Genomic DNA, 13631 nt, shown 5'->3' with positions numbered 1-13631 from the left:
TTCACTCCTTTTATTTGTAGATGAATATATTATTTTATTTAATGTTAATATTTCCCTGCGTATGTCGAAATTTATATGAAAAGGTGTCATGAAAAATAAAAAAGTTCAACAGGATTCCCGTTGAACTTCTTTGTTTTTTTATTCGTTATCAACTCGCTTTAATGGTTGATCTGCTGGACCTTCCATAACATCTCCATCAATTGAAAAACGGGAACCGTGACAAGGGCAATCCCAAGTACAATCACCGCTATTCCATTCAACTTCACAGCCGAGGTGTGTGCAAGTTGTATCGACGATATGTAATTTTCCTTCTTTATCTTTATAAGCACCTGCTCGTTTACCGTTGACATGTACAACAGAACCCTCGCCAACTTCAAGATTTTCTGGCTTACGTAATGCGGTTTCAATTTTTCCTTCAATTAAGTGTTTAGCAACATCAATGTTCTGAGAGAGGAAAGTTTTTATATCCGGATTTGCATGAAAGCGTGATGGTGCAAACAGTTCTTTATATGGACTGTGGACTTTTAGAATGGAGTCCTTCAGTAAATGAGCTGCTGCAGTTCCAGTCGTCATTCCCCATTTACGATATCCAGTTGCCACAAATATATTTGGATTCCTTTCGTTAATATGTCCGATATAAGGGAGTTTATCTAGCGTGATTAAATCTTGCGCTGACCATCTATAAGGAATTTCATCTACTCCAAAAGTAGATTCAGCAAAGGAATATAGTGCATCATAATGAAGCATCGTATTAATTCCTTGACCTGTTTTATGGCTCTCTCCGCCAATCAATATCAACTTTTCTCCATTGCTTGTCGTATAACGTATGGAGCGTTTTGGATCATCGATACTTAAATACATGCCCCCTGGATAATCCGTTTTTGCTTTTATTGCGAGGGCATAGGAGCGTTCTGCGTACATTCGCGTAAAGAAAAAGCTATTAGCATCATAAAAAGGAAAATGTGAACAAGAGACAATATATTTACAAGTGATGCGATGGTCACCCTTTGTAATAACTTGTGGATAATCTCCTTTTTCCACATCAATGGCTGTTGTTTGCTCATAAACTTTTCCGCCCATTTCCACAAACTTTTCTAAAAGTGTTTTTAAATAAAGGAGGGGATGGAATTGCGCTTGATTTTTCATCACAAGTGCAGATTGTACGGGAATAGGAATCGACAGGGATTGAACATAGTCACAAGGAATATTTAATTTTTGATAGGCTTCATATTCTTTCGTTAAATTTTGCAGGCCATTATTGGTAGTTGTATATAAATACGAATCTTCATTTGTGAAATTACAGTCGATTTTATATGTTTGTACAGTCTCGTTTATGAATTGTAGAGCTTTACTATTTGATTCGTAGTAAAGCCTGGCTTTTTCAACACCAAAATTGTTTATTAATTCATCATAAATAAGATCATGTTGAGCTGTTACTTTTGCGGTTGTATGCCCAGTTGTTCCATTTAAAACAGAACCAGAATCAATTAAAACGACTTTCATTCCTTCTTTAGCGAGTAAATAGGCGGTGGTAATGCCTGTAATACCAGCTCCGATAACAGCAACTTCTGTCTTTATATTTTCGGATAAATGAGGAAAAGTAGGAAATTGAGTAGATTCAATCCAATAGGATGATGGTAACTGCGGAAATGTGTCATCTGTCATTTTGAAAACCTCCAAATTAGAACAATTTTCCTTTTAACATTTCCATATTATATGGAATTCATGTATGTTGTTTTCGTAGCGTTCTATTCTTACTAAATGAAAGAAAAAATATTTTAATATAATTATTTTATTGGGGCAGTATGAAGAAGTAGGATTTATATAAAGCTAAATTCAAGTGATTCCATTTGTTGATTACATAGAGAGTTCTTGAATAAGATAGAGTCTATGTTGTTTAAGTGGATATGTATATATACCTGATAAAGCCTTATGAAATCTATGCTTTTTCTTTAGTGAAATAAAGTATAATTATAAAAATATAACCAACTTTTATTACTAGGTCATAAAAGTTGTTGACAATATAGAAATTCTATTGTTATGATTCATCATGTGGAAAGGTTGATAGAGAGTAAAAAGAGAAATGTTTTTCATTGATAATAAAAGCGAAAATTAAGTGACGATAGAGTGAGTATATTTTCCTTATGATAAATGCTTTTTGGATCACGTAGTAAAATCAATCTGGAAGCAAGAATTGATATATGCAAGTTGCGCGGGGCGCGGCATAAGAAAGGGGCAAAAGGATGAAGGAGCTTCATACGTTTGGGTGGTATGCAGCACGTGTAGCACCACATTTGCCGAAAAAAGCATTTAAACCAGTTCCTAATCGATTATTTGGTGGACTGGCTTATTTACTTGTGGCATTGGCTGGTTTAATAACGATCGGTGTATTTGAATTGAATGTGTGGGCAAATCTAGGAATTGCAATTGTTCTTGGATTATGTTTTGCTTCACTTGGATTTTTAGGACATGAAATTTTACATGGAACAGTTGTAAGAAAGGCATGGCTTCGTGATTTTTTAGGTGCGATAGCATTTATGCCATTAGCAACTGGCCCAAAACTTTGGAGAAAGTGGCATAATGCAACGCATCATGTTCACACACAGCATGAAGAGAATGATCCAGATGCATGGCCGACATTTGAGAAACTGAAAAAGAGTAAGTTTTTGAGTTGGGTATATCGCATGCCTCTTCATGTACGTTCATTCTTTAGTTTCCTGTCACTAACAATTCAATTTACGTTACATTCGACTCGAATGTTCTTTCATTTTATAAAAGAATTTAAGTCATCCAATCAAAAATCTGTATGGCTTCAACTTCTTTTGCCCTGGACAGTTTGGATTAGTTTATTGTTTATTATGGGACCTACAAAGTGGTTCTTTGCATACGTGATTCCGTTGTTAATTGCTAACTTTATTGTAATGGCGTATATCGCAACAAATCACCGCTTAAATCCTATTGTTCCAGTAAATGATCCTTTAGCAAACTGTTTATCAGTAACAGTACCGCGCTGGGTAGACGTTTTACATTTCAATTTCTCATACCATACAGAACATCATCTGTTTCCTGCTATGAGTTCTAAATACTATCCATTAGTAAAAGATAAAATTAAAGAAATGTGGCCGGAACGCTATCACGAAATGCCGATGACAAAAGCTTTGGCAGCACTTTGGAATACACCACGTGTGTATTATCACGGAAGTGAATTAGTTGATCCGCATAGGGAGCATTTCTATGGTTCTTTAGGAAATGGATTGGATCCTCATAATATTTCATATCGTGAGGAACATATAGAGGAAAAAGAGACTATAAAAAAAGTAAATCAATAATAGACATATTTTACGATGAAAAAGCAAGCTCTCTTAGAGCTTGCTTTTTGTTATAAAGAGACTTCTTTCTTGTTCTTCGTCTTGACCTGGACAGAGTTATTTTCTTTTCGTTGAAGTCGTTTTTCTAAAAGATTAACAAAATAAGTAAATAGAAGAACAAGTACGAGGTAATATAAACCAACAATTATGTATGTATCTAATTGTTGGAAGTTACTTGCAGCAATTGATAAACCTGATCCCCATAATTCGGACAATCCTACGTAAGCAACAAGAGAAGAATCTTTTAATCCAATAATAAATTGGTTCCCTAGAGGGGGAAGAGACAGACGAAATGCTTGTGGTAATATAATTCGGCGCATAGCTAAAGGGTAAGGCATACCTAAAGAGCGAGCAGCTTCCAATTGTCCACGGTCAACGGACTGAATGGATCCGCGGAAAATTTCAGTAATATATGCACCGTTATGGATTGCTAAAGCAATTGCTCCTGCCCAAAAAGGAGTGAAGACAATAATCGATGTAATACCGAAATAGAGAATGGCAATTTGAACAATTAAAGGTGTACCACGAATAATGGCGATATATACATAAGCAATACTATTTAAAATCTTATTGTTAGAGATTCGAAAAAAAGCGAATAGTAATCCAATTAGTGAACCAAGTAATAGGGATGTTAATGTTAATTGTAATGTGACAATAGTAGCCTTTAAGAGTGTGGGATAAGTAGACATAAAAATTTCAAACATATGTGTCACCTCATATTGTATGGATTTTAGTAGGGAATGAAATACCCCACATAAAAAGTGGGGCATAATGTATGAAACATTTGACTAGCTAATTTACTTCGTTTTTTCCTCTTCACCGAGAATATTACGCCCAAACCATTTTTTACTGATCTTTTCATACGTACCATCTTTAATGATTTCATCTAAAGCTTTATTTACTTTCTCAACCATTTCTTTATCATCTTTACGAATAGCAATTCCCATTTCATCAAGATTTAATGGTTTTCCAGCTTCTTTTATATTTGATTTACCTTCTTTGATCATACGTAAACCGACCATTTGATCAGTGATTACTGCATCAATACGTCCAGGCTCTAAGTCCATAAGTGCAGTAATATCGCTATCATATTCTGTGATTTGATCTGTATGTTTTGCAACAAGGTCTTTAAAGGTACTAGCTTTTACAACACCAATTTTCTTACCTTTCAAATCTTCTGGAGAAGAGATAGATGTATTCTTTTTAGCCACAAAAATTTGGGCACCAGAGCGATAATAAGGATTGGAGAAACTAACAGCTTTTAAGCGTTCTTCTGTAATTGCCATACTGCCCAATATAGCATCATATTTTTTCGATTGTAGACCTTGAATTAGCGTTTCCCATGGATTTGTAATAGGAGTGGGTTTCATATTCATTTTTTTCGCAAGTGCCTCACCAATTTCCACATCAAAACCGGCAAGCTTTCCATCATTTTCTTTATAGTTAAAAGGTTTATATAAGCCACTCATCGCATAACGAAATTCTTTTTCACCATTTGAAGAAGTAGTAGCACTTTCCTTACTACAGGCTCCTAGTATGAAGGATGTACATAATGTAATACTCGCAACAATGGTTAATAGTTTTCTTTTCATAAAACCCCTCCTATATATTGATCATACGGATGGTTTTAAGTATGTTACTGAGATATTTTATTTGGACAATTAGTTGTGCACCGTATGGATGTATTTCTTTTCATTTGAAACAGAAATTACATTATAAAACGTTGCGTAAAAATTGTTTTGCTCGTTCATGTGATGGAGCTGAAAAGAATTGTGCTGGCGGAGCGTCCTCTACAATCTTTCCGTCATCCATAAATATGACGCGATCAGCTACATCTCTTGCGAAATTCATTTCATGAGTAACAATAATCATGGTCATTCCTTCTTCAGCAAGTTCTTTCATAACTTGCAATACTTCTCCAACAAGTTCAGGGTCTAAGGCTGAGGTAGGTTCATCAAATAGCATAATTTTAGGGTTCATAGCAAGAGCTCGTGCAATCGCAACGCGTTGTTTTTGACCACCTGAAAGTAGGTGAGGAGTTACATCCGCCTTATCTTGTAGGCCGACTTTTTGTAGGAGTTGATTCCCAACATCCTTCGCGTCTGCTGTCTCCAATTTTTTTACGTGAATAGGTGCTTCTATGATGTTTTCTAGTGAGGTCATATGAGGAAAGAGGTTAAAGTGTTGAAAAACCATACCGACATTTTCACGGACTTTGTTTAAATTTGAATGCTTTGGATCAATTCGTTCACCTTGTAAGTGAATTTCACCTTCATCGTACATTTCTAAAAAGTTAAGACAGCGAAGTAATGTACTTTTGCCGGAACCACTGGCACCGATTAAAACAACAACTTCTTTTTCTTTTACTTCTAAATCAATTCCTTTTAAAACATCAAGTGAGCCAAATGATTTTACTAGATTTCGAACTTGAATCATACAAAACCCCCAGTCAAAAATATATTTTACAAATGTTGCCCCTTATTTCTGTTATTAGTCATAAATTGTCAGAATCCTTTATTTTTTTCAGGGGATTTAATATTCAAAGAAATAATGATTTTTAAAATCCCTATATCTTTCTATAACGAAAATATGGATAATAATATATAGGTAGTACTTATATTGCTTATAAGAAGGGGGAAAGAAGAGATGGGAAAAGAAAGAAAAATATTTTCCTTTGGCTTGCGTATACAGCTTATGTTATTTACTACAGTTTTAGCTTTCATTACATATTCAACAAGTTTAATTTTCATTTACGTTATATATGATTACTTTCAAGGTTATGTAAGTCAAACTGTTTATAATATTATCGTTATGTTATTAGGTGTAGTATGGTCTGGAATTTTAGCGTATGGGGCAGCAATATTTTTAATTAAACCACTTCGAAAGTTGGAAGAAGCAGCAAGGAAAGCGGCTGATGGTGATATTCGTGAAGATGTCCCGTTGCCAAAAGTAGATGATGAGATTAAATCTTTAAGTGTTGCATTTAATATGATGCTAGGGAACTTAAGAGGTATGGTAAAAAATATTGATACTACATTTTCGTATACAAATAATCAAGTTCAGCAAATTAGAAGACAAACAGAGGAAGCGACAAAGCAAGCACGCGGTGTGTCTGAAACTCTTGCAGAGATTTCTTCTGGCGCCGAGCAATCAGCAGCTTCCATTCAGGCGATTGTTTCAACTGTCGATACAACAACCTCTATTGCGAGTGAAGTAGAAGAAAAAGCAAAAAAGTCCGACGAGTTGTCTTTAGAAATGGTTCAAGCTTTAGGACAAAGTACACGTGTCTTTACTTCTTTAATTCAAGGCATTCAAACATTGGCAAAAGAGAATGAAGATTCGATGCAAAATGTACAGAAGTTAGAAGAACGAATGAAACAAGTAGAACATATTGTTTCTGTTGTGAGTGAGATTGCTAGTCAAACGAATTTATTAGCATTAAATGCTTCTATTGAGGCAGCTCGTGCTGGAGAGCATGGAAGGGGCTTTGCAGTTGTAGCTGAAGAAGTACGTAAACTTGCTGATGAAAGCGATCATTCTGCAAGAAATATATCGCAGTTATTACGAAATATGCAAGAGGAAGTGCAACAAGTCGCATTGAAAATGACGGAGCAAGTGAAAACAGCTAAAGAAGAGGCAAAACGAGGAGAAGCTACTGAATTAATTTTAAAAGAAATGTCATCAAGCATTATGGAAGTTGCCGATGCAACTAAGCAAATTAGTAGCTATATGAACGAGCAAGTGAGTCACATTCATCAAACAGGAGCACAGACGAAGGCTGTAGCAGCAATTGCTGAGGAAACATCAGCTGGTTCACAAGAAGTGGCACGTGTGACGTTGCAACAATCTAAAAATATGGTAGTAATCGATCAATTATTAAAGGATTTAGAGAAGCAAGCAGCGGACTTGAAACAAACCATTGAACGATTTTCAATGTAAAAAGGAAGAACAGAATTCTGTTCTTCCTTTTTACATATGGAAAGGAGGAATGCTTTGTTGAAAACGAAAAACATTACAAGGGTCATATGCTGTCTTCACTTTACGCAACCTTTGAAAATTAGAGCCATAATAACTAGTTTGCCAATTTTTTATGTCGATATCGGGCCAATTGACATAGTCTCCTAGTGTGTAAGGATCTAAGCTTTCCCGTAAATCTTTAACCCAGCGTATATTTCGATTTTCTTCATCGTTGCATTTCCAAGAAGTAATATATTCTTGAGCAATAATTGCCTTGCGGTGGAAATAAGCTGTTTCATTAGGCGAAATGTTTTCTACAGCACCTACGAGTGATTGGTGCCAAATACTCGCATCTTTATTTGGTGCATGAGAAAGAAAATATTGTAAGATTTGAATACCTTTAAGAGGGATAGGTTTATATACGTAGGAACCAGAGCGTTTGAATTTTTCAGGAATATTGCCGCTATTAAAGAATTGAACAGCCTTTATATACGGAACTTCATCTATAAAGAGAGAAGGATTACCAGTTTCAAGAAGAGGAGATAATAGAGGATAGAGTTCAGAAGGAGAGCCGACAAATTCACCTTTCACCTCGATTTTATTTCGTTGTTTAGAGAATAATTCAATTGATGAAGTGAGACGTTCATCTATATAAGGTGCCCAGTTTTGCCAAGCTTGAAATGCAGCAATAAAGTCTTCCCATTCCCATGTGAGTGAGAAAATGGAGACGTTTTTTATAGGATGGACCCGGAAAGTTAAGGAAGTAACAATTCCGAAATTTCCACCACCACCACCCTGGCATGCCCAAAACAGGCTAGGGTTTTCCTTTTCATTTGCACGAATGGTTTTTGCACCAAATTTCCCGCACGCTTGTACCATTTCGACTTCTACTAATTGATCACATGTTAGTCCAAATAAGCGTGAAAGCATGCCAATGCCACCGCCGAGTGTTAACCCCACAATTCCGACACTTGCACTTGTGCCAGCTGGTATTGTAACACCATATTTCCAAAGTTCTTTATACACAGTGCCAAGATTTGCACCCGCTTCAATTGTTGCTGTTAATTTTTCTGTACTAACCGTAATTTGCTTCATTTCACTCACATCAATAATAAGCCCGCCATTTAAAAGAGAGAAATTTTCGTAGCTATGTCGTCCACTTCTTAAGCGAAATGGTATATGACGCTCACGTGCCCATTTTAAGGCGTTACACACATCATTTTTATTTTGACAAAAAACAATAATACAAGGAAATTTTGGAATGCTTAAATTTAAATTTATTCGGGCTATGTCATACCTAGGATCCGAGGGAACGACGATACGACCAGTTAATTTTGTTTGTTTCAATTTATATCTCCTTTCTGAAATAATATGAGCTTGTATTAGTATATGAAGAGTGTATTTAACACGCATGGACGAGAAGAAGAGAAGGGTTAGATTTATCCCGTTATTTGCGAGCAGTAAGACAATCCGGCTGAAACAAAGAAGATAGGCTGCTCGTAAAAGCTCGATTGGTAAGGGCTAATAATCAGCGGGGAATGGACATCTCCTTAACGATTAAAGTTTCACTTTATCTTTGTGAGAAATAAATAAGGCATAAGAATAAGGAAACTACATAGAGTTCAATGAAAACAGTTGCAAACTATTCATATTTTGTTATGATAGTGTTACGAAAACGTTTGCATAAAAAATCCGATGGGATGCAAAAGGAGAGAATTAGTATGAATAAGACATGGTGGAAAGAAGCTGTCGCTTATCAAATTTATCCACGTAGCTTTATGGATTCAAATGGTGATGGTATTGGAGATTTACAGGGGATTATTGCAAAGCTGGATTATTTAAAAGATTTAGGTATAGATGTAATTTGGATTTGTCCAATGTATAAATCACCTAATGACGATAATGGTTATGATATTAGTGACTATCAAGATATTATGGATGAATTTGGTACGATGGAAGATTTTGATATACTACTAGATGAAGTTCATAAGCGTGACATGAAGCTTATTATTGATTTAGTTATTAATCATACAAGTGATGAACATCCATGGTTTATTGAATCAAGTTCTTCTAAAGACAATCCGAAGCGTGATTGGTATATTTGGCAGGATGGGAAAGACGGCGCGGAACCAAACAATTGGGAAAGTATCTTTAATGGTTCTGCATGGGAATATGATGAAGTGACAGAGCAATATTATTTACATTTATTCTCGCGTAAACAACCAGATTTGAACTGGGAGAATAAAGAAGTTCGTGAAGTTTTATATGATACTGTTAATTGGTGGCTTGATAAAGGTATTGATGGTTTCCGCGTCGATGCGATTAGTCATATAAAAAAAGAAGATGGCCTCAAGGATATGCCAAACCCAAAAGGGTTAAAGTATGTGCCTTCTTTTGACAAACATATGAATGTAAATGGTATTCAGCCATTACTAGAAGAATTAAAAGAAAACACATTTGCTAAATACGATATTATGACTGTTGGAGAAGCAAATGGTGTGAAAGTTGAAGATGCTGATCTTTGGGTTGGAGAAGAGAACGGTAAATTCAATATGGTATTCCAATTTGAGCATTTAAGCTTATGGGATGCAGAAAAGAAGAAAGACCTTGACGTTGTTGAGTTGAAAAAAGTATTAACAAAGTGGCAAAAAGGTTTAGAAAATAAGGGATGGAATGCTTTATATATTGAAAATCATGATAAGCCACGTATTGTGTCTACTTGGGGAAATGATAAAGAATATTGGCGTGAAAGTGCAACGGCTTTAGGAGCGATGTATTTCTTTATGCACGGCACACCGTTTATTTATCAAGGACAAGAAATTGGTATGACAAATGTTCAGTTCCCAAATATTGAAGATTACGATGATGTAGCAATTAAAAATTTATATCGTGAGAAAATTGCAGAGGGCGTATCACATCAAGATATGATGGAAATTATATGGGCTTCTTGCCGCGATAATTCACGTACACCTATGCAGTGGAACGATGAAATGAATGCTGGCTTCACAACAAGTACACCTTGGTTTAGCATGAATCCAAATTACAAAGAAATTAATGTTGAAAAGCAAAAAAATGAAGAGAACTCTATTTTCAATTTCTATAAGAAAATGATTGCCTTGAAAAAAGAGCACGATGTACTGAACTACGGTACGTACGATTTACTTTTAGAAGACGATCCACAAATTTATGCATATACACGTACGTTACAGGATGAAAAAGTCATTGTAATTAGTAATATCTCAAAAGAGGAAGCTGTGTATAATGAGAGTTTATTCGCATTAGAACGCAAACGTTTGCTTTTAAATAACTATAAAGTTGCGGAACATGAACAAATAACTACAATCACGTTAAAACCTTATGAAACAAGGGTTTATCGCATTTCATAATGAAAAAGGATGCTCCTTGAGCATCTTTTTTTATGAAAAAAAATAAATTTCTATTGCAATGTGAAAACGCTTTTATTAAAATAGATTTATGAAAACGGTTGCGTAAAGAGAAAAAAGTAACATAAGGAATCGTTTTCATAAGAGAAACAGAAATTATAATTTAAATCATTATGTTGTTATAAATAAAGGGGAGGAAGAACAGATGAAAATTACGTCTTTTGATTTTTGGCAAAAGTTCGGGAAAGCATTATTAGTGGTTGTAGCTGTAATGCCAGCAGCTGGTTTAATGATTTCCATCGGTAAGTTAATTGGGATGTCTGCTGGGGATATTAACGCAGTTCATACAATTGCTCGAGTAATGGAAGACATCGGTTGGGCAATTATTACAAATCTACACATCTTATTCGCAGTAGCAATTGGGGGATCTTGGGCGAAGGATCGAGCAGGTGGTGCATTTGCAGCACTATTAGCATTCGTCTTAACAAACAGAATTACAGGAGCTATATTTGGCGTAAACGCTCAAATGTTAACGGATTCAAAAGCGACAGTTTCTTCATTTTTAGCAGGAGATTTACTTGTAAAAGATTACTTTACTTCTGTACTTGGTGCACCAGCATTAAACATGGGAGTTTTCGTAGGGATTATCACAGGTTTCTTAGGAGCTACTTTATATAACAAATACTACAATTATAATAAACTGCCACAGGCATTAGCATTCTTTAATGGAAAACGATTCGTACCATTCGTTGTAATTGTTTGGTCTACAGTCACTGCGATTGTATTATCACTTGTATGGCCATTTATCCAAAGTGGATTAAATGAATTTGGTCGCTGGATTGCAGCATCTAAAGATAGTGCACCAGTTATTGCACCGTTTGTATATGGAACGTTAGAACGTTTATTATTACCATTTGGATTACATCATATGTTAACAATTCCGATGAACTACACAGAGCTAGGCGGAACATATACGATGTTAACTGGCTCAAAGGTTGGACAAATTGTAGCGGGACAAGATCCGTTATGGCTTGCATGGATTACAGATTTAAATAACTTATTAGCAAATGGAGATACGAAAGCATATAACGATTTATTAAATAACGTTGTACCAGCTCGTTTCAAAGCTGGACAAGTTATCGGCTCAACGGCAGCGTTAATGGGGATTGCGTTTGCGATGTTCCGTAATGTTGATAAAGAAAAACGTGCAAAATATAAACCAATGTTCTTATCAGCTGCATTAGCAGTATTCTTAACAGGTGTAACAGAACCAATTGAATTCATGTTCATGTTTATTGCACCAGTATTATATGTTGTGTATGCAATTACAACAGGACTTGCATTCGCATTAGCGGATTTAATTAATTTACGTGTTCATGCATTTGGATTTATTGAGTTAATTACACGTACACCAATGATGATCAATGCAGGTTTAACGAGAGATTTAATCAACTTTGTCATTGTTTCATTAGTGTTCTTCGGCCTTAACTTTACGTTATTCAACTTCTTAATTAAAAAATTCAATTTACCAACGCCAGGGCGTGCAGGTAACTATATTGATAATGAAGATGAGTCAACAGAAGGAACAGGAAATGTACAAGATGGTTCATTAGCAACAAAAGTTATTGATTTATTGGGTGGAAAAGATAATATTGCTGACGTGGATGCTTGTATGACACGTTTACGTATAACAGTAAAAGATTTAGATGTTGTTGCACCAGAAGCACAATGGAAACAAAATGGTGCTTTAGGACTTATTGTAAAAGATAAAGGTGTACAAGCAGTATATGGCCCGAAAGCTGACGTATTAAAGTCAGATATTCAAGATATGTTAGGTGCGTAATAATATGAAATTGCTAACTTTAAATTGTCACTCTTGGCAAGAAGAGAATCAAATTGAAAAAATAAAGTATCTTGCTAAAGCAATTCAAGAAGAAGATTATGATGTGATCGCATTGCAAGAAGTAAGTCAGTCTATACAAGCTGAAAATGTATGCGGTAACAAGAAAAAAGATAATTTTGGGCTTTTACTGCTAGAAGAGTTAAGAGCATTAAATGTAAAAGAATACAATATTATTTGGGATTTCTCTCATATTGGATATGATGTGTACGAAGAAGGATTAGCAATTATAACAAAGCACAACATTGTAAAGGAAGATACGTTCTTTGTCTCAGAAAATAAGGATACAACGTATTGGAAAACACGCAAAATTGTAAGTGCAACAATTGCTTATAATGATAAGAATATAACGTTTTATTCTTGCCATCTCGGTTGGTGGAATGATGAAGAAGAATCATTCAAAGGCCAAGTTGATCGTTTAGTGGAGCGTGTAAATAGCAATGAACTTTCCTTCTTAATGGGTGATTTTAATAACAATGCTCGTTTGGAAGGAGAGGGTTATGAGTATATGATGCAAAAAGGTTTATATGACACATATGAACTAGCGATAGAGAAGGATGAAGGAACAACTGTCCAAGGAGAGATTGCTGGTTGGGATGAAAATAAACAAAACTTACGAATCGACCTAATATTAAGCAATCAAAGTAAAACAGTTAATTCTTCAAAAGTCATTTTTAATGGAACAAATCGAAATGTAATTTCTGACCATTTCGGTGTAGAAGTACAATTAGATATATAATAGAAGAAATCCTCACAGATAATGAAAAGCTGTGAGGATTTTTTGATAAATACAAGTATTCCCAAGAGAAAATACTTGTATTTTTTATGACATTTCCTATATATTTGTTATTATTGAATGTAAAACTAATTTGGTCATTTTGTATGCATACTTTTTTTACTTCGTTATATAATGAAGTAAGTGAAATATTTAATGGGAAAAATAGTATGTTTTCGTTTAATCCACGATGTAGAAAGTGATATAATTACAAAATGTATGTATCATTTTCTAAAGAAGGAAAAATA

Annotated in this window: 10 protein-coding genes and 1 pseudogene; 6 read left to right on the top strand and 5 right to left on the bottom strand. The window is 35.0% G+C overall.

Annotated elements, in window-relative coordinates; genetic code table 11:
- Window positions 1-138 precede the first annotated feature (138 nt).
- Entirely contained in the window at window positions 139-1665 is a 1527-nt protein-coding gene (locus ABH960_RS16845; protein ID WP_404446840.1) for an FAD-dependent oxidoreductase, read from the bottom strand.
- A gap of 578 nt (window positions 1666-2243) precedes the next feature.
- On the opposite strand from ABH960_RS16845, the gene desB reads away from it, so the two are divergent.
- On the top strand, window positions 2244-3329 hold the full coding sequence (gene desB / locus ABH960_RS16840) for a Delta(10) desaturase DesB (RefSeq protein WP_404446837.1): 1086 nt from the start codon (window positions 2244-2246) through the stop codon (window positions 3327-3329).
- 50 nt (window positions 3330-3379) lie between these two features.
- Here the strand turns inward: desB and ABH960_RS16835 are convergent, their stop codons facing one another.
- From ABH960_RS16835 to ABH960_RS16825, 3 genes are all read right to left on the bottom strand, one after another.
- Entirely contained in the window at window positions 3380-4072 is a 693-nt protein-coding gene (locus ABH960_RS16835) for an amino acid ABC transporter permease (protein ID WP_404446835.1), read from the bottom strand.
- Window positions 4073-4165: 93 nt separating this feature from the next.
- Window positions 4166-4960, bottom strand: a complete 795-nt coding sequence (locus ABH960_RS16830) for an ABC transporter substrate-binding protein (protein WP_002016697.1) — start codon at window positions 4958-4960, stop codon at window positions 4166-4168.
- A gap of 121 nt (window positions 4961-5081) precedes the next feature.
- The gene (locus tag ABH960_RS16825) at window positions 5082-5804 is read right to left on the bottom strand and encodes an amino acid ABC transporter ATP-binding protein (RefSeq protein WP_002029539.1); all 723 of its coding nucleotides are present in this window, start codon (window positions 5802-5804) and stop codon (window positions 5082-5084) included.
- Window positions 5805-6014: 210 nt separating this feature from the next.
- Here ABH960_RS16825 and ABH960_RS29560 point away from each other — a divergent pair.
- Window positions 6015-6365, top strand: a pseudogene (locus ABH960_RS29560) (HAMP domain-containing protein); the annotation flags it as partial.
- The gene (locus tag ABH960_RS16820; RefSeq protein ID WP_483862329.1) at window positions 6357-7307 is read left to right on the top strand and encodes a methyl-accepting chemotaxis protein; all 951 of its coding nucleotides are present in this window, start codon (window positions 6357-6359) and stop codon (window positions 7305-7307) included. The pseudogene ABH960_RS29560 and the gene ABH960_RS16820, both read left to right, overlap by 9 nt.
- Before the next feature lie 30 nt (window positions 7308-7337).
- On the opposite strand, the gene ABH960_RS16815 is transcribed toward ABH960_RS16820, so the two are convergent.
- Window positions 7338-8672: an FAD-binding oxidoreductase gene (locus ABH960_RS16815; protein WP_404446828.1), complete on the bottom strand. Its 1335-nt coding sequence runs from the start codon at window positions 8670-8672 to the stop codon at window positions 7338-7340.
- Between the two features lie 374 nt (window positions 8673-9046).
- On the opposite strand from ABH960_RS16815, the gene ABH960_RS16810 reads away from it, so the two are divergent.
- The 3 genes from ABH960_RS16810 (at window position 9047) to ABH960_RS16800 (ending at window position 13347) form a co-directional block, all read left to right on the top strand.
- A complete protein-coding gene (locus ABH960_RS16810; RefSeq protein ID WP_404446825.1) occupies window positions 9047-10711 on the top strand; it encodes a glycoside hydrolase family 13 protein in 1665 nt (554 codons plus the stop codon).
- Between the two features lie 202 nt (window positions 10712-10913).
- Window positions 10914-12551, top strand: a complete 1638-nt coding sequence (locus ABH960_RS16805; RefSeq protein WP_002140238.1) for a PTS transporter subunit IIBC — start codon at window positions 10914-10916, stop codon at window positions 12549-12551.
- Between the two features lie 4 nt (window positions 12552-12555).
- Window positions 12556-13347, top strand: a complete 792-nt coding sequence (locus ABH960_RS16800; RefSeq protein ID WP_404446821.1) for an endonuclease/exonuclease/phosphatase family protein — start codon at window positions 12556-12558, stop codon at window positions 13345-13347.
- Window positions 13348-13631 lie beyond the last annotated feature (284 nt).

The organism is Bacillus sp. RC252 (genome assembly GCF_044909215.1).
Classification (GTDB): Bacteria; Bacillota; Bacilli; order Bacillales; family Bacillaceae_G; genus Bacillus_A; species Bacillus_A mycoides.
The sequence above is the reverse complement of the archived record's forward strand: the minus strand, read 5'-3'. Positions and strand labels throughout refer to the sequence as shown.

Coding starts and splice junctions, on each gene's coding strand:
- ABH960_RS16845 (WP_404446840.1), bottom strand. CDS start 1,665: ATGACAGATGACACATTTCCGCAGTTACCATCATCCTATTGGATTGAA.
- desB (WP_404446837.1), top strand. CDS start 2,244: ATGAAGGAGCTTCATACGTTTGGGTGGTATGCAGCACGTGTAGCACCA.
- ABH960_RS16835 (WP_404446835.1), bottom strand. CDS start 4,072: ATGTTTGAAATTTTTATGTCTACTTATCCCACACTCTTAAAGGCTACT.
- ABH960_RS16830 (WP_002016697.1), bottom strand. CDS start 4,960: ATGAAAAGAAAACTATTAACCATTGTTGCGAGTATTACATTATGTACA.
- ABH960_RS16825 (WP_002029539.1), bottom strand. CDS start 5,804: ATGATTCAAGTTCGAAATCTAGTAAAATCATTTGGCTCACTTGATGTT.
- ABH960_RS16820 (WP_483862329.1), top strand. CDS start 6,357: ATGATGCTAGGGAACTTAAGAGGTATGGTAAAAAATATTGATACTACA.
- ABH960_RS16810 (WP_404446825.1), top strand. CDS start 9,047: ATGAATAAGACATGGTGGAAAGAAGCTGTCGCTTATCAAATTTATCCA.
- ABH960_RS16805 (WP_002140238.1), top strand. CDS start 10,914: ATGAAAATTACGTCTTTTGATTTTTGGCAAAAGTTCGGGAAAGCATTA.
- ABH960_RS16800 (WP_404446821.1), top strand. CDS start 12,556: ATGAAATTGCTAACTTTAAATTGTCACTCTTGGCAAGAAGAGAATCAA.